The sequence below is a fragment of the Calothrix sp. NIES-2098 genome (genome assembly GCF_963875125.1).
In the GTDB taxonomy this organism is placed as follows: domain Bacteria; phylum Cyanobacteriota; class Cyanobacteriia; order Cyanobacteriales; family Nostocaceae; genus Aulosira.
The window spans coordinates 7653864-7676770 of sequence record NZ_CAWNKJ010000001.1; the positions used below are offsets into that span (position 1 = coordinate 7653864).

Here is a 22907-nt window from a genome sequence, read left to right on the forward strand (position 1 = left end):
AGCAAAATAGCTGCCACGTGAAATTATTATATTTGTCTACCCATCTAGGCACAGAAGCATCAAATAGCTTTAATCTGCCCCACTACCTCAATTTTGTTGCGATCGCTAGCTCGTAACACTACTGAGTCTCCAGATTTCGGGTAAATATCACTAGTGACTGTTGTAATGTTAATTTCGTGAGTAACCATGACAATCGCACCAGGGGTATTACGATTATTCAAAATAAATTGACGCAGTTGTGCAGTTTGCTGAGATTGGGTTTTGTAATTATTAAAAAAGGAATTGATAGTAGGGAAAGGCTCTACTTTACCCAAATTCAGCAGTTTTGCAGTTTCTAAACAGCGACACCATTGGCTTGATAATACTCTATAAACTGGAATTTTTTGACTTTTAAAAGCTTTTCCGATTCTAATTGCCTGTTTTCTGCCTTCATCAGAGAGATTGCGTTGCGTAGAACAATCATTAAGCTTGAAATCAGGAGGATCGCCAATTCCTGGGGCTAAGGCGTGACGCATAATCACTACATAGCCTCTTCCTTGGCGAAGACGAGACCAAATTTGTGCTTCAGAGTTAGCAGAAACATTAGTTATAGAAGCTGAAGCTGAACTTTCTTTGTTATTTTCCAGATATTGTTGAGGTTGTTTAACAGTTGATATTTGCTTTTCTTGAATTTTCGAGTTGTATAAAGGTTTGAGCAATAACAATAAGGCAACAGCACCAAGACCAAAGATAATGTAGCGACGCATAAGACGCATAATGATATACTCTGGCGATTATGACGACCAGTATATTATTAACTGATATTTTTACCTTCCTAATGATGCATCTTTTGTTAGGCGAAGATGTATGCAATTGCCAGTAGCGATCGTTTGCTAAATCACTTTTTCTCTACATTAATTTCTTAGTTTTACTTTGAGTAGCAATTCTTCTTTAATGCGGTTGAGAATAGAAGCTTCATCTAGAGTTGACAAAATCCGGCTAATTACTGCTTTTGGCCCATCAGGCCCCCAAGTTGCACCATTGGCTAAATAAGCTTTCGTCACTTGTCCAATACCATAGGAAGAAACACCAGCGACGCCAGCTTGGGTTACTGCTACTGAGATATAAGGGCCAATAGCAGCACCAGCAGTAGCAGTTGCAGAGATACCCAGTAAAGTTTTTAATCCACTCAAGCCCAAATTTGCCAGAAGTTCGCTGACACCGATACCACCCATACTCAGAGCAATTTTTTGCAACAATTGCACAGCGCCAGCTTCGGTCATGGGAATGCCGTAGAGTTTAGATAAACGTAAAATGAGAAAAATATCAATGGCGATGCTGCTGAGTATATCTACTACAGTGACAGGATTGAGTGCGATCGCTAATGCTTTGGTCATCACAGCTTTCCAAATTAGTTGATTCGCATTCTGTTCGCGAATCGTGAGTTTTCGCTGCACTAATTGCTCATTCACTGTATCTGCGTAAAGCATTGTATTCAGAGCCACCAAAGCTTTACCTTCACGGTGCAGAATTTCCAAAATTTTCAGCTTCAGTTCGTCAATTTGGGCATTACCCGTACGCAACTGTATACCCCTACTACCATCAGGGCGAAGAACCGCCGTTTTTACCAATGGTGATGCAGCCGCCATGACAATTTCTAAGGGTGAAACTAGTTCTTTGACTCTCTCATCCCGAATTTTGTGATAAATTGCCATCCTGTCAGCTTCTGGGTACTGGTCTACTTTGTTAAACACCAGAATTATCGGTTTGCCAGCTTCCCGCAACTGCGAAAGCGCAATTTGTTCGATCTTCGTCATATCGCCAGCAATTACAAACAGAATTAAATCTGCTTGTTTTGCTACTTGTTCGGCTAAAGCAGCACGGGTATCGCCATCAATTTCATCTAATCCCGGCGTATCAATTAATTCCACCTGAGATTGACCGACTGCTGGTAGAGTAACTCGCAAAGCGCGATCTTTTTCGCCAATGGCTTCCTCGTTAATACTCCAATTAACTCTTTGAGCATCTCGCGTTACGCCATGCAAAGGGCCAGTTTCAAACACTGGTTGCCCAACTAAAGCATTAAGTAGGGAGGATTTACCGCGTCCCACCATCCCAAAAGCAGCAATCTGTACCACCATGCGATCTAACTTCCCTAGCATGGTTTCCAGATCGTTAATTTCTGTCTCTAAACCGCGCTTTTCTTGGGGGGAAAGGTCGAGATTGGCTACCAAATTTCGTAACGCCGTTTGTGCCTTTTTATAGTTGAGTTCTGTCTGGATGTCTTCAAAGCTGAAAATGGCACTATCAAGTTCTTCCTCCCAGTTCAGGGAATCGGCATCAGTATTGGGTGAATTGCTGTGATGAGGTTCGGGCAATGTAGAAGTCATGTGAATTTTAAATTTGAGATTTTGGATTTACCTCATATCCGATCCTAGTGTTTTTTAGCAAGGGTTTGAGGAGAGAGGAAAATAGGAGGATGTTGGAGATCCATCAAGACTTTTGGCTGTGATTTCCGTAAATAGCTGAAGATTTTGGGGTGCAAAATGTTCTAGAGTGAAAAATGCATCTAGTAGCGTTAGGAACTTGACTAAATCACCTGTGCGGAAAATCGTTATTGCCGGTAACTGGAAAATGTTCAAAACTCAGGCAGAATCCCTAGATTTTTTACGGGGATTTTTGCCTCACTTGGAGGAAACCCCCCAAGAGCGAGAAGTTATATTGTGCCCTCCTTTTACTAACTTAAGCATTTTATCTAAGAGTTTGCACGGTAGTCGTGTACAGCTAGGGGCACAAAATGTCCACTGGGAAGAAAATGGAGCCTACACTGGTGAAATTTCTGGCCCGATGCTCAAAGAAACTGGTGTGCGCTTTGTTATTGTCGGTCATAGCGAACGACGGCAATACTTTGGTGAAACAGACGCAACTGTTAATCTCCGCCTCAAAGCTGCGCAAAAGTACGGTCTTACCCCAATTTTATGTGTAGGTGAAACAAAACAACAAAGAGATGGTGGGGAGACTGAAGCACTGATTAGCCGCCAGCTAGACAAAGGACTGGTGGGTGTCGATCAAGATAACCTGGTGATTGCCTATGAACCGATTTGGGCAATTGGCACAGGTGATACTTGTGAAGTAACAGAGGCGAATCGGGTAATTGGCTTAATTCGCAGCCAGTTAAGTAATCCCAATGTTTCGATTCAATATGGTGGCTCAGTTAAGCCCAATAATATTGATGAGATTATGGCTCAACCAGAAATTGATGGTGTTCTAGTAGGAGGAGCCAGCCTAGAACCTGACAGTTTCGCCAGGATTGTGAACTATAAGTAGTGTCATATCCTATATTCTCTTTTCCTCGCTCTGCCAAGGAATGCCTGCTGTTTGGGATGTTGCTTCACTACAGTCAGCGCATTACCAGGCCGAGCCTGGTAACTCATGTTTTGCCCCATCAATGGTGCTTGAGGATGCGCTTCAGCATTTGATGAAGATATGCCAACTGATTTGATAATTCGAGAACGCTGTTTCCAATGGGGACAGCAGACTTATTTAATGGGTGTATTGAATGTAACACCTGATAGCTTTAGTGATGGCGGTCAGTTTAATACTACCACTGCGGCTTTAGCACAAGCACAAGCGCTGGTAGCAGCTGGTGCTGACATTATTGATGTAGGTGGTCAATCAACGCGGCCGGAGTCAGAGCAAATAACTCTGGCTGAAGAACTTGAACGAGTGTTACCAGTTATACGCGAACTCCGAGCCAAAATTACTATACCGATTTCTGTAGATACAACTAGAGCCGATGTAGCTAAAGCTGCTGTAGCGGCTGGGGCTGATATGATTAATGATATTTCTGGCGGCACGTTTGACTCAGAAATGTTACCAACAGTAGCCAGTTTAGGCGTGCCTATTGTGTTGATGCACATCCGGGGAAACCCGCAGACGATGCAACAACAAACTAATTATCAAGATTTAATGGCAGAAATTTATAGTTTTCTCGCAAAGCAAATTGCAGCTGCAACAGATGCGGGTATCGATCGGCAAAAAATTATGATCGATCCTGGTATTGGCTTTGCTAAGAACTACGAGCAAAATTTAGAAATTTTTCGCCACTTGCGATCGCTCACAGCGCTTAATTGCCCTATTTTAGTAGGGCCATCCCGTAAAAGTTTCATTGGTCGGATTTTAAATCAACCCGATCCAAAGGCACGAGTCTGGGGAACAGCGGCGGCTTGTTCTGCGGCCATTTTTAATGGCGCTGATATCCTCCGAGTTCATGATGTTAAAGAAATGCGCGATGTATCGCTGGTTACGGATGCGATATTTCGGCAGTCAGCACAAGCTTAAGCAGCACCATTGCCATTTTCCTTGCCATTCTCATGAGTGACTGATTCGGCAATTACTTCTTTCATCAAGTCACCACTTTTACCTGGATCTACAAAGACAACTTTGGCATTCTGGCTTTCTCCTAGCCTGTAGCTAGCATTGATGTAGTCTTGAGCAACAAGATAGCGGAGAATTTCTTTACTTTCAGGATTTGTACGTAACGCTTCAGCAATTATTTGCATTGAAGTCATGGTTCCTTCAGCTTTCTTAATCGCAGCTTGCCTTTCGCCTTCAGCTTCTGAAATTAGCGCTCGTTTTTTGATTTCAGCAGCGCGTTCTTCTTCCATTGACTTGCGTACGCTTTCAGGTGGGGTAATTCTCTGAATATCTAAACGGATAATCTCAACTCCCCAGCCTGCCGTTGTCTCATTCAACTGATCTAAAATGGCTCTGTCCATTTCCGATCGCGAGACATTGGTTTCTTCCACTGTATTTTGAGCGATGATTTCCCGAAGTGTCGTATGAGCTAACTGTACAAGTGCGCCTTGAAGATCATCAATTGCGTAAAAACTTTTTTCTATATCTTTAATCCGCCAGTAGAGGATAGCATCAACTTCTAAGTAGATATTATCTCTAGTGATGACATTTTGGGGTTTAATGTCTATATACTGTTCTCGCGTCGTGTCTTCCATGACGATCTGATCGACAAGGGGAACAATAAAGTTTAGCCCAGGACTAAGTTTTCGATGGTATTTTCCTAATCGTTCTACCAAGGCGACATTGCCTTGATTTATCAGTTTTGCAGATCCTAAGGCATAACCTATAAGCGCTAAGACTATAGCAATGATTGGCTCCATATCTGCTCCTAATTTAGCTTTTGGAGAAATTTTAGTTTAAAGGACATGGTACTATCTTGTCCTATTTCTAAGTCTAATGTTTTGTATCTGTAATTTTCCGAACACCAGGAGCAACAGCCGCGCGTAAGTCTCAGCTAGCCTTGTGCAGTGAGAAAAGTTTGGCTGAATGCAATCGCTATTAAAGCATTTAGATTACATAGTGGCAAGGTATAACTTCGTAATCACAATGGTTTTAGGCTATACCTTATACGTTATTGGTACTGTCTGAGCGATCGCAGATTTCAGTCTCAGCAATAATCTTCCGCACACAGTATTTTGGCAACTACAGTACTTAGCTTATTTTAATTAGTTATATTAATAGATACCTAAAATTCCAATTTTGACCCAAAACTCAACCAAGTTTTGATACTTCCTGGCAAATCAGAATTCAGACGTAAGGGTAATTGAGATGTCGAAAGAGATTGAGCGTAAGCTGGTGTGAGAAACGGTTGGTAAATTTTTGCTTCTGGGGTTGACTGTTTCACAAACGCTAAGGTGACGCCACGAATTAACTGGCGTAGGGAATTGGTTTCTTCGCCTCGCTTTTCTTTCACCAGAGTAGTAACTGTACTAACACTATATGCAGGATCGCTAATACTTAAGTGAGTACCACCAATCGCTGTTAATAAATATTTCGCACCACCCAGTTGCGCAAAAGGTGCTATTTGATGCTTTAATGCTGGGGTTAGAGCATCTTCGGTTCCAGTTAAAAATAATACTGGCTTGGTAACTTGAGATAAACCCTTATTGCCAAAGAGTTTGCCGATTAAAGGATTAAGAGCGATCGCACTTTTAACTCGCTCATCTTTTAACTGAAGTTTTTGCTCTTTTAAAGGCGCTGCTGCACACTGCAACCAATCTCCAGGCGATTCGTTTAAGGAAAGAGAATTTTTACAGTATCGCCGTAATTCTTCTAAATCGACTTCTCCCCCTAACAACGCTAAAGCAGTATAACCTCCCAAAGAGTGACCGATTACACTAACATTTTCGGTGTTAAATTTGCCTTGAAATTGCCCCGATTGAGTGTTGAGCTTTGCTAGTTCGTTGAGTAAGAAACTAATATCTTTTGGTCGTTCAATAAATTCTGTAGCAGGTAGTAGTTGCGCTAAATCAGCTGCTTGCGAGCTTTTCTTCACAGAATTAACTTGACTATCTGGATGTTCAATCGCAGCCACAGTGACGCCGTGAGAAGCTAAATGACGCGCTAAATAGCCAAAAAATCTCCGGTTAGCACCGAAGCCGTGGGAAAGTACAACCAGTGGAGCTGGCGACTGATTCTTACTCCAATAAATATCTACAGGAATAATTCTTTTACGTTTGTTGTCTTGTAGAGTTAGGGTTTGCTGCTGTACTACTTCTTTACCCATAGCAGCAGGATCGAAGCTCGGTTGAAAAGCTGTAGGGTTTTTGACAAACAGATCGCGTTCTAGTAAAGCACCCAAAGCTTGACTTTGCAGGTAATTCGCATTGAATTCTATCGCTATTTGAATGGCTTTAGTAGCATCTACAGTGACATTCTCCTGTGGGTATGCACGTAAGAATCCCACAGCATTCAAACCGTTAACTTGACGTAGAGAGAGGTTAAGTGCCGTTTGTAACCCTTCAATCGTACTACCTGGGATGGCGACTCCTAAGGATGAAATTAATTGTTGACCTTGTGGCGATCGCACCAAATCATCAAAGAATTTGTCTGCAACATCTGGATCTACTTCCAAACGCCGATTGAGCAATTCTCTGAATTGGGGGGTCAGTAAGGCACCATAAATTTGCAGGTGCTGTGGGAGTTTTCCTGTTTTGGCAAATGTTTCTAAATCAGCGATCGCTATTGATTGCTGAAACGGGCCTAGGCGAATAGTAACCTTCTCGGCGGCTAAAGTAGAAGACATCCCAAAAGCCGAACTCAGAGCAATGGTCATGCTACACACCAACCCTTGCACCCAGGATATTTTACGCCCTTGTCTGCCAAGCCGAGAACACAGATTAGCCATTAGTTATTAGTTACTAACAGTTCATAACGCATAACTCTGACTGCTGAAGATTCGCTTTTGTTGCAGTTTGGGGACAAAAATACTTAACCATTGTCCCCAGTTGATGCCCAAATTTAAAATCCGGTAAATATAGTTCTGATAATACTCAAGACACCACCTATCGGACTGAACAATGCACCGAGGGTATCACCAGTGCGGGCTACACCATTCCGGCTAACTACCACCACATCATTATTGCGGAGTATAGGATTGGTTTTCTCATTAATGCCTTGAGAGAAATCTACTTGTACTACTCGTTTAGTCACAGAACCATTGGGGTTGAGGCGAATCAAATCTACAGCACCGCTTTTCGCTCTAGCATCGTTAAATCCACCAGCAGCCAGCAATGCTTGGTTTAAGGAACTATTGGGCTTAAGTTCTACAGATCCGGGTCGTTTGACTTCGCCTACCACACCAACTTGAATGCTTGTAGGCGATAAGCTAGTTGTAGCTAATTGAGTAGCTTCTGCGGGGTTAATCTCAGTAGCAGTGGGAACAACAATTGTGTCGCCATCCTGTACAATCACATCTTGATTCGCATCCCCACTCTGCAATAGTTGCCAGAGATTTATATCTATAGTTTGTTCTGTACCAATTCTTGTGGGTCTGCGTACCTTAAGACCGCGAATATCCGCTTGTGGTGTAATTCCCCCGGCTAGTTGAATTGCTCGTGTTAGTGTTGGTAGACCAGTTCCACTGGCTCCACCTCCTTGAGCATCTGTAGTACCTGTTGTTACTAGATACGATCCAGGACGGTTAACTTCACCAATGATTGCGACTGTACGCGGTCTGCTGGGATCGGAAGCAAAGTTAGCTGCAAACAAATTGCGTGCTTCGGCTACGTTGAAGGTAGTTGCTGTGGGCACAACAATAGTATCTCCATCCCGTAAGGTAATATCCGGCCCGATTCTGCCGGTTTGGATGAGTTCCTTCAAATTGAGTGTGACGGTTTGCTCGCCAGTCCGTCCCAGCTTGCGACGTAATTGAACTTGAGTTACATCCGCTGCTAATGTTACGCCTTGTGCTGTAGTGAGTGCAGCTAATACAGTGGGGTATTGTACGCCAGGATTATTTCCGGCTCCTCCCTGCAAGCTCAGAGTATAAGCTCCTGGGCGTGTTACTTCCCCTGCCACAAAAATATTGATTGGTCGAGGTGATAAAAGGTTAACTGAAATCAGAGGGCGTTTCAGAAAGCGGGCGTATCTTTGAGCAATGTCGTCAGCAGCCTGTTCGGTAGTTAGCCCTAGAACCGAGACACTACCGATTAGAGGTAAGTTGATCGATCCACCAGGGGGAATTTGGTATTCACCAGTATATTCTGGTACTTCAAATACATTTACACGGATAAGGTCGCCGCCACCTAATGTATAATTTGTATCTATAGTAGCTGATGATGCTGCTGGTGGTGTAGTCGTAGTAGGTAATACTGGTGTCCTATTAGGTGATACTGGTTGTCGCTGAGCTAGGCTGGCAGATGGCGCAGCGACATTGACAGCCGTTAACAAGACCACACCCAGAGTTGATTGGGTGAGGATTTTCAGCAAACCTGTATTAAGCATATTTACCCGAGACTCTGAAACTACAATTGCTAAAGTACTGTCTAAACATTTTAATCGTGACTATACTTAAATATTCAAGTTCCCCGACATTCTTATTTTCTTAGAAAAACTTGACCTTCCGGAGGAGTATTTAGGGTTTGAGTTTAAATTTTCAGTAAAGCTATCTTAAAGTCTCAGCAACTTAAATGCAAAGTTTTTATAACTATGTATATAAATCTACTGATAGTTTTTGCTTAGAGTACAAAGTAATATTAGTCTAGATTGAATTGTTTGCAAACTGTATTAGCGATCGCTACTATTAATTTATCCGAATTCTCCGATCCCTTAATTACTTGCTCCGTATTTATCGCACCCTAAAAGTTAAAACTTTTTCAGAAAAAAGCGCAATTTCGCAACAAAAATAGTGCATTTATACAAAATGCGAAATTCAAAAATTTTTCTTTGGATTATCAGAAATATACTGAGATAGTAGTTTTAGCTAACAGAATTATTTTTTTGTTGAATCTGTTGGATAAAAAACTCTTCTAAAGAGGTACGAGATAAATTCATTGCCATAACTTGTCCTCCCATAACGCGGAGGTTGGCAAGAAAGTCATAGTAATTATCTTGTTGTAGTGTCCCTTGCCAAGAACCATCAGGCTTAAATACTACAGCAGGCATCCATTTGTGGAGAAATTCTTCATCACCGCCGATACCTTTGATGTGATATGTACTAGAGCTTCCTAAAAGTTCTTCAAAAGAACCAGTGCATATTAATTCACCTCTAGCGAGAATAGCAACGCGATCGCAAAGTTGTTCTACTTCGCTGAGAATATGGCTGTTAAAAAAAATGGTCTTACCTGCGGCTTTGAGTTTGAGGATAATTTCCCGCATTTGATAGCGTCCCACAGGATCGAGACCAGACATTGGTTCGTCCAAAAATACCAACTCCGGATCGTTAATCAGGGCTTGTGCCATACCAACCCGCTGTAACATCCCCTTCGAGTAGCGACGCATCTGCTTTTTACGGGCATCAGCTTGAGATAAACCGACTAATTCCAGCAGTTGGGGAATGCGTTGGCGTTGTACGCTGTAGGGAATTTGAAATATTCCGGCTGCTAGCTGCAAGAATTCCCAGCCAGTGAGATAGTCATACAAATAGGGATTTTCTGGCAGGTAGCCAATATACTGTTTAACACTGCGATCGCCTAATGGTTTACCCATTAATAATCCCCGCCCAGTGGTAGGACGGATAATTCCCAGCAATAATTTCAACAGAGTGGTTTTACCAGCACCATTAGGCCCTAATAGTCCAAAAGTTTCTCCTTGGTAAACCGTTAAAGAGCAACTTTTGAGCGATGTAACTTTTTGATGCATCCAAAAGCCAGTACGGTAAACTTTTCGCAGTTCAGAAGTTAATACTACTGGCGGAGTATTAGGAGTATTTAGTTGAGCATCAGGAGCGTCTGCAACAGACTTCATCTCGGTTTCATGCACCTTTAGGCAGTAACTTGGTATCAATTAAAGATTACCCATTGGCTACCAAGAACTAACACTAGGTGAAAAATGGGGCATGGGGCATGGGTATTGATAGCGATTAATAGCGGTGGAAAGGTTTTTTATATTCTTCCCACACTCCCCACACTCCTCATCCCTCCTGATTTATAAAACCCCTTTAGAACTGGGAATCATACCAGCACGACGGGGATCTATTTCTACCGCTATGCGCATTGCTCTAGCAAAAGCCTTAAATGTTGCCTCAATAATGTGATGGGAATTAATGCCATCTAGCTGGCGAATGTGTAGTGTTAATTGACTGTGGTTCACCAGTGCCACAAAAAATTCCCGTACTAGTTGAGTATCATAAGTTCCCACGCGCTCGGTAGGAATTTGTAAACCATAGCTGAGGTGAGGTCTGCCAGAAAAGTCTAGTGCTACCTGAACTAATGCTTCATCAAGTGGTGCCAGAAAATTACCAAAACGGACAATACCTTTGCGATCGCCTAGTGCTTTACTTAAAGCTTGTCCTAGGGTGATGCCCACATCTTCGTTAGTGTGGTGGTCGTCAATTTCCCAGTCTCCCTTGGCTTGCACCTCCAAGTCAATCAAACCGTGGGAGGCTATTTGATGCAGCATATGATCCAAAAATGGAATGCCAGTTGCTGCCTGACAAATCCCTGTACCATCGAGGTTGACAGTAACTCGGACATCGGTTTCACCAGTAGTGCGATGAACCGAAGCAATCCGAGGACTGGGGTGAGATTGGTCGTATTGGGGGAAGTTAACTTGACGGTCGCTGATTTGCATAGTTAATGGGGCATAGGCGATGGGGCATAGAGTATAGAGGATGAGTGTTTCTCAATCCAATGCCCAATTCCCTATACTCTATTCCCAAATCTTATTACTACATTCCCATAATTTCATATCCTGCATCCACATATATAACTTGTCCTGTAATTCCACTGGACAAATCGCTACATAAGAAAGCAGCAGTGTTGCCTACTTCTAGTTGAGTGACTGTACGCCGTAGAGGAGCAACTTGCTCTACATGATGAATCATATCTAATATGCCTCCCACCGCACTAGATGCTAAAGTGCGAATGGGGCCTGCGGAAATGGCATTTACGCGAATATTTTGCGGGCCGAGTTCAGCCGCTAGGTAACGGACGCTTGCTTCTAATCCTGCCTTAGCAACTCCCATAATGTTATAGTTGGGAATTGCTCTAACGCTACCTAAATACGAGAGAGTGAGGATACTTCCTCCTTCTGTCATCAAAGGTTTGGCTGCACCACTCAACTGCACCAGCGAGTAAGTACTAATTTGTAGTGCTGTGTTGAAGCCAGAGCGTGATGTTTGACTAAAATCTCCACTTAAATCGTCTTTATTTGCAAATGCCAGACAGTGAACTAAAATGTCTAGCTTGCCCCACTTATTGCCGATTGTTTCAAAGGTAGACTGAATCTGTTCGTCGTTTTGGACATCACATGGCAAGAATAAGCTGGGGTTGAGAGGTTCTACCAATTCCGCAACTTTTTTCTCCATCTTGCCTCGCTCATCTGGCAAATAGGTAATACCTAAGTTAGCTCCAGCTTTGTGTAGTTGTTGAGCAATTCCCCAGGCGATTGAACGGTTATTTGCAATACCTGTAACAAGCGCGTTTTTTCCAGTCAGATTCAGCATATAAATTTTTAATGTGAACAATCATGCTTGAGCATACTAGAATCTGACACTAGTTTGTCTTTGTTTTACACAGGATTCGTAAAAATGATTATTGGTGAGAGTGTTTACAGCAATAAAATTACTCTTTATTCCTTAAGATATTCTCAAGATATCTTGATTTTTTCTTCAAAAAACCTTTTGAATACAGCTATTATAAGTACCTTTTCAAAAAGCTCTAGCTAAAAATATCAATAATTATGTATCATTATAAACAAATAACTATGAAGCAGAGATTTTGAGTATAGGAAAGTACAGAAAGGTTGACGGTGCCTTATTGATTTTTCAGGTGTATTCTTAGGTAATCAGTTTTTGTTTTTCCGGCATTGGGTAGGGGAAGGGAGATGATCGTGACACAAGATAAAGCCCTAGCAAATGTTTTTCGTCAGATGGCAACCGGAGCGTTTCCTCCGGTTGTAGAAACGTTTGAACGCAATAAAACGATCTTTTTTCCTGGCGATCCTGCTGAACGAGTTTATTTTCTTTTAAAAGGTGCTGTTAAGCTTTCCAGGGTTTATGAAGCAGGAGAAGAAATAACGGTAGCACTACTGCGGGAAAATAGTGTTTTTGGTGTGTTGTCATTGTTGACAGGAAATAAGTCAGATAGGTTTTACCATGCCGTTGCATTTACCCCTGTAGAATTACTGTCAGCTCCAATTGAACAGGTGGAGCAAGCACTCAAGGAAAATCCAGAATTATCAATGTTAATGCTGCGAGGTTTGTCTTCGCGAATATTACAAACAGAGATGATGATTGAAACTCTTGCACACCGAGATATGGGTTCAAGGTTAGTAAGTTTTTTATTAATTCTCTGTCGCGATTTTGGCGTTCCTTGTGCTGATGGAATCACAATCGATCTCAAGCTATCTCATCAGGCGATCGCGGAAGCAATTGGATCTACTCGCGTTACCGTCACTAGGTTACTTGGAGATTTACGCGAGAAAAAAATGATTTCTATCCACAAAAAAAAGATTACTGTGCATAAACCCGTCACCTTAAGTAGGCAATTTACTTAAACCCAATTGGGGGAAGTAGAGGTGGCATGTGTTGTTTTTTTAGAGATGACGCCCATAATGGAGGTAGAGCTAAAAATTGAGTAAATTCAGCTATTGTCATTCTCTTATCCCCCACAAAAAATGGTTGAAAGTAGTAGGCTGTATCTGGAAGCATTTCGGTAGCTGAAGATGACCACTGGGTACATCCTCATCGCAGCAATTTTAATTTTGGGAGGCTTGCTTGCCACCGTGGGCGATCGCATCGGCACGCGCGTTGGCAAGGCGCGCCTCTCTCTATTTAAGTTACGTCCCAAAAATACGGCAGTACTGGTAACTATTTTTACGGGTACTTTAATTTCAGCATCAACCCTGGCAATTTTATTTGCTGCGGATGAAGGATTGCGCAAAGGAGTATTTGAATTAGAAGATATTCAAAGGGATCTGAGGAATAAGCGCGAACAGTTAAAAACCACAGAAACCCAGAAAAGCCAGGTAGAAAGCGAGCTCAACCAGGCAAGAAAAGAACAAGCCCAAGCTCAACAAGACTTACAAGCAATTAACAAGTCCTTACAGGCGGCGAATGCTAAACAACAAGCAACGCAGGCTCAATTAAATCGTACTGTTACTCAACAAGCCCAAACCCAATCCCAACTCAACCGCACTCAAAGCCAATTGGGACAAGTTGTAGCGCAATATCAAAAAGCAATAGCCGAACTGCAAAGCGTTTACGATGAGAAAAAGAATCTCTTGGCGGAAATTGAACAACGGAAGATAGAACGCCAAAGACTCTATGCTGAAGCAAAAAAAGCAATTGACGAAGCCAAAACAGCTATAGCCAAACGCGATCGCGAATTAGCCAATCGGCAAGAAGCAATTGAACAGCGAGATCAAAAAATTTCCCAGTTAGATAAACTGATTCAACAGCGCAATCTAGAAGTTGCAGCCCGCGAACAGGTGATTGCCAAGCGGGAATCTCGTCTTCAAGAATTGGAAAAGCAACAAAATTATCTAGAACAAGAAGTAGCAAGGCTGGAAAAATATTATCAGTCTTACCGTGACCTCCGTTTAGGTAAATTGGCTTTGGTGCGGGGTCAAGTTCTGGCTGCGGCTGTAATTCAGGTTAACCAACCTACCGCAGCGCGTCAGGCAGTTATCCAATTACTAAAGGAAGCTAATCAGAATGCACTGCTTGAATTAGCTGAACCTGGGACAAATACAGTAAATAATGTAGAGATACTGCACGTTACCCAAGATAGAATTGAGCAATTGATCAAGCAGATTAATGATGGTCGTGAATATGTCATGCGAATTTTTTCTGCTGGCAATTACGTTAGAGGTGAAAAACAGATAGAATTTTTTACTGATACAGCAAAAAACCAACTAGTCTTTTCCGGGGGACAGGTATTAGCCACTACTACTGCCGATCCCAAAACGATGACTTCTTATCAGTTAAGACAGCGGCTAGATCTGCTGATTTCTGCTTCTCAATTTCGCGCTCGTAACGCTGGAATTATTGAAAATGTACAAATAGATGGTACTTTTTTGCGCTTTGTTGCCCAACTGAGACAATTCGATCAACCTTTAGAAATTAAAGCGATCGCAGCTGAGGATACTTTTACAGCTGGGCCGCTGAGAGTGAAGCTAGTGGCAATATTCAACGGTCAAGTTATTTTTAGCACTTAAAAAATTATCAACACAACTTAATAGCCATATCAGCCTATTTACATAATTAAATAGGCTCTTACCAAAAAGCTTGTTGCCAGAATTGTAATAAAATTTTGAATTTTAAATTACTTATGACTTTCCGTGAATTCTCACCGACACAACCAGTCATTTTAGGCTTTGATCCCGGTCGAGACAAGTGTGGTTTAGCAGTAATTGGACTAGATCGACAAATACATTATCATCAGGTTGTAGCGGCAAGTGAAGCGATCGCCACAATCGAAACCCTGCGTCAGCAGTTACCTGTATCCTTAATGGTAATGGGCGACCAAACAACAGCCAAGCAGTGGAAACAAAGACTGGGCCAAGAATTAACAGAACCACTAAATATTGTTTTAGTAGATGAGCGCTACACAACTTTAGAAGCACGCGATCGCTATTGGCAAATGTACCCTCCCAAAGGATTAACAAAGCTATTACCGCAGGGTATGCGACAACCTCCACGACCAATAGATGATATTGTTGCCATTCTTTTAATCGAAAGGTACTTAAATCGTTTAGCTGAATCAGTTAACAGTTAAATAACTGCTTAACTAAAGTTCAGCGCGAATAGTAAAAGCATAATCGCCTCCAGGCTCTAACTGGTAGTCTTGTTTTTCCAAGAACCGACCTAGAGGTTCTTTAATTAAAGCGCGACCTTGAGAAGGCTTCACAGACAGTTCTCCCCGGCGAAAATGCCATTGGAACTGCCACTCAAACTCACCCGCACTCACTTCACCCTCAAGGAAGCCGTGTTGCCAAGATTGGCGGGTAATTTTGACATGGGCGATGGTTTCTGGCAGACGTTTAGCACTCACAATGCTGGATGTTAAGTTGGAAATTAAAGTAACCAAGTAGGCTAATTCTTGTAATACCAAACATAGCGTAAATTGAGAAACTGACAAAGTGAGTATTTGTAAATTGAGCCTAACGACTGAAGTCGTAGTTATACGGACTAAGTATGGCCAATTACAAAAAGGGTATGAAATTTAATCATTCGTTAGTTAGTAGAACGCCGTAAAATCCAGCATCAACTCTTGATAATTGGCTAACTTGGTATTCATCCTCAACTAAAAAATAAATACATATAGTAGGTTGTTTGGGATTACCGATAAACTTACGAGCACCCAGTGCAAGGTAATCTACAATCCAATATTCAGGTATACCTATTACCTCATATTTACCAACTTTTGTGTGATAGTCATCACTGTTAATAATTTACGTAAGGGTTGAATAATTGTTTAAATCAGATTTTTAACTCGTATAAGTAAACGAGCATAAATATCTATATTGGCTCTTCATTAGATGTTATGCTAAATCTCATCCGCAATAATCATAAAACCCTTGTCAAACAATAAAAATGGACATTATTTAATAATATTTTAGATATCAAGTAGAGGTTTGTTTTTGACCTATATTTTTTAAACAAGTTTTGATGTTTAACTAATAATTTGGCATACCAGGTACAAAAGAACGAAAATAAATCGCTCGACAAGTAGGGACACGGCATCTAAAGACTTTTAGTAAAACAAACATCTTATCTATACCATGCCCCTAAGATTTAGGTATTTTTTAATTTTTGAAAGTCCCTAATTACATTGAGCCTGTCTATATAGGCGGAGCTTCTTTAGCCGCAACTTCAGTCGTTCAGCTCGAATAATTTTGACAACTATTTAGAGAAGCATACAGCGATGCCTTGCCCTAAGGCATCGCGGATTTTAGATTCAATCTAAAATCCCAAATCGATTTATCGATTTACTGCTGCTGCTTCTCGTGCCGCAGCTGCTTGGTCAGGATGAATACCTAAACGTGTGAGATTAATCCGACCTTTGTTGTCAATTTCGCGCACTTTGACAATCACTTCATCGCCAACGGCTACTTCATCTTCAACTTTACCAACGCGGTAGTCAGCTAGTTGAGAAATGTGGATCATGCCTTCTTTTCCGGGTAAAAATTCTACAAAGGCACCAATAGGTATAATGCGAGTCACGCGTCCTACATAAACGTCACCTTCGTGCAGCTTGCGGGTCATACCTTGGATGATATTTCTGGCTCTCTTCGCCTTGCTTTCATCCACCGCGGAAATTGTAACGGTGCCATCATCTTCAATGTCAATTTTTGCACCTGTTTCCTCGGTGATGCCTTTGATTGTCTTACCTCCAGGCCCAATCACCAGACCAATCATGTCGGGATCGATCTTAATGGTCAACAGACGTGGAGCGTAGGGTGAAGTTTCTGTGCGTGGTTGCTCGATGGTTTGCAGCATTTTGTCTAAAATGTGCAAGCGGGCTGACTTGGCTTGATGGATGGCTTGGGCAATAATGTCCAATGACAGACCAGAGATCTTCATATCCATTTGTAAGGCTGTAATCCCCGCATCCGTACCAGCCACTTTAAAGTCCATGTCGCCTAAAAAGTCTTCGATACCCTGAATATCAGTAAGAACGCGGACTTCATCTCCTTCTTTAATCAGACCCATTGCTGCACCGCTAACAGGTTTAATAATTGGTACGCCAGCATCCATTAACGCTAGGGTGGAACCGCACACCGAACCCATCGAGGTAGAACCATTGGAAGATAGGACTTCCGATACTACGCGAATTACGTAAGGAAATTGTTCTTTCGGTGGTAGCACGGGTAACAGCGCTCGCTCTGCTAATGCGCCATGACCAATTTCCCGCCTTCCTGGGGCGCGCATCGGCTTAGTTTCCCCGACTGAGAAGGGTGGGAAGTTGTAATGGTGTAAGTAGCGTTTAGATTGGTCTACTTGCAGGTCATCGCTGAGGTTTTGAGCATCTCCAGGTGTACCTAGGGTACAAGCAGATAATACCTGAGTGAGTCCCCGGTTAAATAAGCCACTACCGTGAACGCGCTTAGGTAAGACATCAACTAAACAAGAAACGGGACGCACTTCATCGAGTTTGCGACCATCAACGCGAACGTTGTCTTCGATAATTTGACGGCGCATGAAGTGTTTGGTAATTTCCTTGAAAGTGTTACCAAGGGCTTTGCTGTTAGCGGTTGTCGCAACACGAATGGGATCTTCTTCAGGAAGTTCCGCGATCGCATTTGCTATACTTTCCTTAACTACATCCAAAGCGGCATCGCGCTCTGGCTTTGTTAATTCAAATTGCGCGAGAATTTTCTTAATCTCTTCACTGGCGCGATCGCTAATAAATTGGTCTAAAGTTGGGTCGACTTCTGGCGGTTCTCGGTGGACAATTTCTAGACCGAGTTCTTGAACTAAATCTAGTTGCGCCTGGATTAAATCTCGGACAGCTTCGTAGCCAAAATCAATCGCCTCGATAATATCGCGTTCTGGTAACTGATTGGCTCCCGCCTCTACCATGATCACACCATCTGGCGAACCTGCAACCACCAGATCCAAATCTCCCGCTTCAATTTCTGCGTAGGTAGGGTTAATAACGAAATCATCGCCTACCAAACCTACTCTGACGGCTGCCATTGGCCCGTTAAAGGGAATTTGAGCAATTAGAGTAGCAATAGAAGCACCTGTAACAGCGAGCACATCGGGTGGTACTTGCTCATCCATTGACAATGTCAAAGCGACAATTTGCAAGTCATCCCGCAACCATGAAGGGAACAGCGGACGCAGGGGACGGTCTATCAGACGGCTAGTAAGAATTGTTTTTTCTGGTGGACGACCTTCACGCCGCATGATCCCGCCGGGAATCCTACCCGCAGCATATAGTCTTTCTTCGTAATCTACTGTGAGGGGAAGAAAATCAATGCCTTCTCTGGCTTGCGATCGCGTAGCCGTCACTAAAACAGCTGTATCCCCTGATTGTATCAAAACCGACCCACCAGCTTGGGGTGCTAGCAGGCCTACCTTCAGTCGAATATCCCGTCCGTCAAAGGATATTGACTTATCAACTTCTGTCATTCAGTTTTTTTTCCTTCTATGCACGCTATTCTCTCTCTGTGGCAATCCTAACATTTATGCACTATGGCTGGCTTCAGGAACATACAAAGATAAACAACTTTGTCAACATAAAGCACGATACATCATTAGTGCCTCTACCACTTGCCCATCGGCTAATTTAGCTGCGTGCGGAATGCGCCCAATAATTTCAAATCCCAATTTCTGCCACAGTGTAATTGACGGTATATTAGTTTCAAAGACCAAATTGAACATGACTGCTTCGTAGCCGAGGCTAGCCGCGATCGCTAGCATCGCCTCTCCCATAAACCGCCCTATGCCTTGACCTCGTAACTGTGGTTGTACAATAAAACCAGCGTTGCAAATATGGCTGCACCGACCAGGGAAGTTTGGTTTCAAATAAAATGCGCCTAATATCTCTTTAGGTTTGTGTGTATTGCTCTGCTCAACTGCCCTAACAACAAAGGCATCCTGACTCAACCAATAAGCCGCAAATTCTGCTGAAGAAAGGGGTTGCTTTTGAGGATAAGTTTTCCCTTCAATAATTACTAGATTTAGTAATGCCCTGACTATCTCCTGCTCTTGAGGATGTATATAATCTAGTTCTACTTTGATGCTATTTGTTGTAACTTGATAAAGGGGAAATTCCATTAATTATGATTATTTATTAATTATTGATATTTATTATATAGTGACAATTCTATATTTGTAATAATTAACCGCCGATAGAAGATGATAAAGGCAGATAAATTTGTATCTAATTATGCTAGTAGTTCACCAAACTTAATTTGATGCATAAGAGAACCAAACGCAAAGAAAGAGGTTAAAGGCTCGTTGAACCAAATCAATTTGTTGAATTCATAGCAAATGCTATATTTCAATTAGCTAAAATAACCGATCAAAAATATGAGTAACAGTGATTTTTATAGCCTAATATTTATAATGAATTATTGACATAACCTAACAGATAATTAGTAGCTTGGTAGTTAAAAATGGCGATTTTACACGGTATTTGGTTAAGTAAAAAGCAAAATAGTTGTTTATTTATTTGGGGAGAAACTTGGCGTTCTTCACAAGTTAATCTTGATTCTAATGCTGATTTTGATATACCATCACATCCATTGGCAATGGCACCACAGGAGTTAAGCGAGTGGTTGCATTCTCGAAATCTGAAAATTGCTAACTTTATCCAACAACCGCAAGTAGCTGTAAGTGCAGGAAGAAAACGTCAAAGTATAAGTGTTACTGAAGTAAATTTGCCGGGAGCATCCCAAATCATTGGTTTACCAACTCAAATATCAGACAGCAGCATTTTGCCGATACATTCTGCTGTAGTCGAAACACAATTTATTCCTATACAAAAAACAGACTCTACATCATATATCCACCCTTGGCGAATTGAGGGTTTTTGTTTAAATCCTGCCGCAGCAATGAAATTTCTTTCTTCTCTTCCTTTAAGTACGATTAACGGGGAAGATGTTTTTTTAGGCGGAGATTTACGCTTTTGGTCGCAGGTTGCCCGTTGGAGTTTAGATTTAATTTCTCGGTGTAAGTTTTTACCAACAATTCAAAAACAATCTGATAGTTCGATAGATGCTAGGTGGCAAGTACTTTTGGATAGTGCTGTAGATGGCACAAGATTGGAAAAATTTTCTCAGTTGATGCCATTAGCTTGCCGCACTTATCAGAAACCGCTGGAGAATGAAGAATTAACTGCATCCCAAATATATATAGATTTACCGCTACAACCGCAAGAATTACTGTTAGGATTTCTCAACAGTACGATAGATACTCAAGTCCGAGAAATGGTAGGTTCCCAATCCCCAATTGAAAGTAGGGTGATGGCATCTTTACCAGCAGCGGTGCGTCAGTGGTTGCAAGCTTTAATTAGTGAATCTCAAACAGTTAGTGCAGATCCTATTGGCTTAGAAAGATTACAAGCGGCACTAACAGCTTGGACGATGCCGCTACAATACCAATTAACTCATAAAGCTCTATTTCGTACTTGTTTTGAATTGCGATCGCCTGAGGCTGGAGAATCAGAATGGAAATTGGTATATTATCTCCAAGCTGCGGACGATCCAGAGTTTTTGGTAGATGCGGCCACTATTTGGCAACACCCAGTTGAGCAATTAACATATCAAAATCGCACCATCGCAGAACCCCAAGAAACTTTTCTGCGCGGCTTGGGGTTAGCTTCCCGATTGTATGGAGGAATTGCACCCAGTTTAGAAAGTGACTATCCTGAATCTTGTAGTCTTAACCCCATGCAGGCTTATGAATTTATTAAGTCTGTAGCTTGGAGATTTGAAGATAGTGGTTTAGGGGTAGTTTTACCGCCTAGTTTGGCAAACCGTGAAGGATGGGCGAACCGTTTGGGTTTGAAAATTACTGCGGAAACGCCAAATCAAAAGCAAGGGCGCTTAGGATTGCAGAGTTTGCTGAATTTTCAGTGGCAATTGGCGATTGGTGGGCAAACAATTTCTAAAGCTCAGTTTGACAGGCTGGTAGCATTAAATAGCCCACTAGTAGAAATTAACGGTGAGTGGGTGGAGTTACGATCCCAAGATATTAAGACAGCGCAAGCCTTTTTTGCTTCCCGTAAAGAAAAAATGGCGCTTTCCTTGGAAGACGCTTTGCGCTTGAGTACAGGGGATACCCAGGCAATTGAAAAATTACCAGTAGTCAGTTTTGAAGCATCTGGTGCATTACAAGAGTTAATCGGGGCGCTGACAAATAATCAGGCGATCGCACCTTTACCCACACCCGCCAACTTTAAAGGACAGTTGCGACCTTATCAAGAGCGAGGTGCAGCTTGGCTAGCTTTCTTAGAACGTTGGGGTTTGGGTGCTTGTCTTGCAGACGATATGGGTTTAGGGAAAACCATCCAGTTCATCGCTTTTCTTTTACATTTGAAAGAACAGGATGCACTAGAAAAACCTACTCTACTAGTTTGTCCTACTTCTGTATTAGGAAACTGGGAACGGGAAGTTAAAAAATTTGCTCCTACACTCAAAATTTTACAGTATCACGGTGATAAACGCCCCAAAGGTAAGACGTTTACAGAAACCGTGAAAAAGTATGATTTAGTTGTAACTAGTTACTCACTGATTCACCGAGATATCAAATCATTGCAGAGTGTTGATTGGCAAACAATAGTGTTAGATGAAGCACAGAATGTTAAAAATTCTGATGCCAAGCAATCACAAGCAGTTAGACAATTAGAAACAACATTTCGTATTGCTTTAACTGGTACACCAGTAGAAAATAGATTGCAAGAATTATGGTCTATTTTAGATTTTCTCAATCCTGGTTATTTGGGCAATAAGCAGTTTTTTCAAAGGCGATTTGCCATGCCGATTGAAAAGTATGGCGATTCTGCTTCATTAAATCAATTGCGTTCATTAGTACAACCATTTATTCTGCGGCGACTGAAGACAGATCGTGATATTATTCAAGACTTGCCAGAAAAGCAGGAAATGACGGTATTTTGTGGACTTACTCCCGAACAAGCCACGCTTTATCAAAAAGTGGTGGAAGATTCTTTAGCAGAGATTGACACTGCCACAGGATTACAACGCCGAGGTATGATTTTAGCTTTATTAATCAAGCTCAAACAAGTCTGCAATCATCCAGCCCAATATTTAAAAGAAAGCACATTAGATAAATATCATTCAGCCAAACTTCAGCGTTTGGATGAAATGCTAGAAGAAGCTTTATCGGAAGGCGATCGCGCTTTAATCTTCACTCAATTTGCGGAATGGGGTAAGTTACTCAAACCCCATTTAGAAAAACAGTTAGGGCGAGAAATATTTTTCTTGTATGGTAGCACTAGTAAAAAACAACGTGAGGAAATGATCGACCGTTTCCAACACGACCCCCAAGGGCCACCAATTATGATTCTTTCCTTAAAAGCTGGGGGTGTGGGGTTGAATTTAACGAGAGCAAATCATGTTTTCCACTTTGATAGATGGTGGAACCCCGCAGTCGAAAATCAAGCTACAGACCGAGTATTTCGGATTGGTCAAACCCGCAATGTCCAAGTCCACAAATTTGTCTGCACTGGCACATTAGAAGAGAAAATTCACGATATGATTGAAAGTAAAAAACAACTTGCAGAACAAGTTGTAGGTGCTGGAGAAGATTGGTTAACTGAACTAGATACAGACCAACTCCGCAATTTACTTTTACTCGATCGCAGTTCTGTCATTGAAGAGGATGAAGGATAAACAATTTTGCCAGAACCACAGATAAACACGGATGCACACCGATAAATATCTGTGTGTATCTGTGGTTAGTAAAGATTTATTTAATCTGGGAATTAATCTTAAAT

Annotated in this window: 17 protein-coding genes and 1 pseudogene; 6 read left to right on the plus strand and 12 right to left on the minus strand. The window is 41.9% G+C overall.

Annotated features, from left to right (window positions below):
• Window positions 1–59: 59 nt before the first annotated feature.
• Together AACU33_RS32280 and AACU33_RS32285 are read right to left on the minus strand one after the other, a co-directional pair.
• Window positions 60–755: a histidine phosphatase family protein gene (locus tag AACU33_RS32280; RefSeq protein WP_339376410.1), complete on the minus strand. Its 696-nt coding sequence runs from the start codon at window positions 753–755 to the stop codon at window positions 60–62.
• 138 nt (window positions 756–893) lie between these two features.
• On the minus strand, window positions 894–2369 hold the full coding sequence (locus tag AACU33_RS32285; protein WP_096594354.1) for a GTP-binding protein: 1476 nt from the start codon (window positions 2367–2369) through the stop codon (window positions 894–896).
• Between the two features lie 211 nt (window positions 2370–2580).
• Between AACU33_RS32285 and tpiA the strand changes: the two genes are divergently transcribed.
• Together tpiA and folP are read left to right on the plus strand one after the other, a co-directional pair.
• On the plus strand, window positions 2581–3306 hold the full coding sequence (gene tpiA, locus AACU33_RS32290; RefSeq protein WP_096595461.1) for a triose-phosphate isomerase: 726 nt from the start codon (window positions 2581–2583) through the stop codon (window positions 3304–3306).
• Window positions 3307–3465: 159 nt separating this feature from the next.
• Window positions 3466–4320 (plus strand): dihydropteroate synthase, encoded by an 855-nt coding sequence (gene folP / locus AACU33_RS32295; RefSeq protein WP_096594355.1) that lies wholly within the window; start codon window positions 3466–3468, stop codon window positions 4318–4320.
• Here folP and AACU33_RS32300 read toward each other — a convergent pair.
• The 6 genes from AACU33_RS32300 to fabI all read right to left on the minus strand — a co-directional run bounded on the left by AACU33_RS32300 (window position 4317) and on the right by fabI (window position 11941).
• Window positions 4317–5156: an SPFH domain-containing protein gene (locus tag AACU33_RS32300; protein ID WP_096594356.1), complete on the minus strand. Its 840-nt coding sequence runs from the start codon at window positions 5154–5156 to the stop codon at window positions 4317–4319. The two genes, folP and AACU33_RS32300, sit on opposite strands and share 4 nt — an antisense overlap.
• 365 nt (window positions 5157–5521) lie before the next feature.
• Window positions 5522–7183: an alpha/beta hydrolase gene (locus AACU33_RS32305; RefSeq protein ID WP_096594357.1), complete on the minus strand. Its 1662-nt coding sequence runs from the start codon at window positions 7181–7183 to the stop codon at window positions 5522–5524.
• A gap of 113 nt (window positions 7184–7296) precedes the next feature.
• Entirely contained in the window at window positions 7297–8781 is a 1485-nt protein-coding gene (locus tag AACU33_RS32310) for an SLBB domain-containing protein (protein ID WP_096594358.1), read from the minus strand.
• 474 nt (window positions 8782–9255) lie between these two features.
• Window positions 9256–10242, minus strand: coding sequence for an ABC transporter ATP-binding protein (locus AACU33_RS32315; RefSeq protein ID WP_096594359.1), 987 nt, complete (start codon window positions 10240–10242; stop codon window positions 9256–9258).
• Between the two features lie 180 nt (window positions 10243–10422).
• The gene (gene hisB, locus AACU33_RS32320; RefSeq protein WP_096594360.1) at window positions 10423–11067 is read right to left on the minus strand and encodes an imidazoleglycerol-phosphate dehydratase HisB; all 645 of its coding nucleotides are present in this window, start codon (window positions 11065–11067) and stop codon (window positions 10423–10425) included.
• A gap of 97 nt (window positions 11068–11164) precedes the next feature.
• Window positions 11165–11941 carry an enoyl-ACP reductase FabI gene (gene fabI / locus AACU33_RS32325; protein WP_096594361.1) on the minus strand — a complete coding sequence of 259 codons (777 nt, stop codon included), beginning with the start codon at window positions 11939–11941 and terminating at the stop codon, window positions 11165–11167.
• A gap of 380 nt (window positions 11942–12321) precedes the next feature.
• Between fabI and ntcA the strand changes: the two genes are divergently transcribed.
• The 3 genes from ntcA to AACU33_RS32340 all read left to right on the plus strand — a co-directional run bounded on the left by ntcA (window position 12322) and on the right by AACU33_RS32340 (window position 15215).
• A complete protein-coding gene (gene ntcA / locus AACU33_RS32330; protein ID WP_010998529.1) occupies window positions 12322–12993 on the plus strand; it encodes a global nitrogen regulator NtcA in 672 nt (223 codons plus the stop codon).
• Between the two features lie 168 nt (window positions 12994–13161).
• A complete protein-coding gene (locus AACU33_RS32335) occupies window positions 13162–14655 on the plus strand; it encodes a DUF3084 domain-containing protein (protein ID WP_096594362.1) in 1494 nt (497 codons plus the stop codon).
• 113 nt (window positions 14656–14768) lie between these two features.
• Window positions 14769–15215 (plus strand): pre-16S rRNA-processing nuclease YqgF, encoded by a 447-nt coding sequence (locus tag AACU33_RS32340; protein WP_096594363.1) that lies wholly within the window; start codon window positions 14769–14771, stop codon window positions 15213–15215.
• Window positions 15216–15227: 12 nt separating this feature from the next.
• On the opposite strand, the gene AACU33_RS32345 is transcribed toward AACU33_RS32340, so the two are convergent.
• From AACU33_RS32345 to AACU33_RS32360, 4 genes and pseudogenes are all read right to left on the minus strand, one after another.
• Window positions 15228–15491: a DUF3146 family protein gene (locus AACU33_RS32345; RefSeq protein ID WP_096595462.1), complete on the minus strand. Its 264-nt coding sequence runs from the start codon at window positions 15489–15491 to the stop codon at window positions 15228–15230.
• 226 nt (window positions 15492–15717) lie between these two features.
• A pseudogene (locus tag AACU33_RS32350) lies at window positions 15718–15879 on the minus strand (Uma2 family endonuclease); the annotation flags it as partial.
• Between the two features lie 541 nt (window positions 15880–16420).
• Window positions 16421–18577, minus strand: a complete 2157-nt coding sequence (locus AACU33_RS32355) for a polyribonucleotide nucleotidyltransferase (protein ID WP_096594364.1) — start codon at window positions 18575–18577, stop codon at window positions 16421–16423.
• A gap of 102 nt (window positions 18578–18679) precedes the next feature.
• Window positions 18680–19225, minus strand: coding sequence for a GNAT family N-acetyltransferase (locus tag AACU33_RS32360; protein WP_096594365.1), 546 nt, complete (start codon window positions 19223–19225; stop codon window positions 18680–18682).
• 341 nt (window positions 19226–19566) lie between these two features.
• Here AACU33_RS32360 and AACU33_RS32365 point away from each other — a divergent pair, with 341 nt between their 5' ends.
• Window positions 19567–22803 carry a DEAD/DEAH box helicase gene (locus tag AACU33_RS32365; protein WP_096594366.1) on the plus strand — a complete coding sequence of 1079 codons (3237 nt, stop codon included), beginning with the start codon at window positions 19567–19569 and terminating at the stop codon, window positions 22801–22803.
• Window positions 22804–22907: the final 104 nt, after the last annotated feature.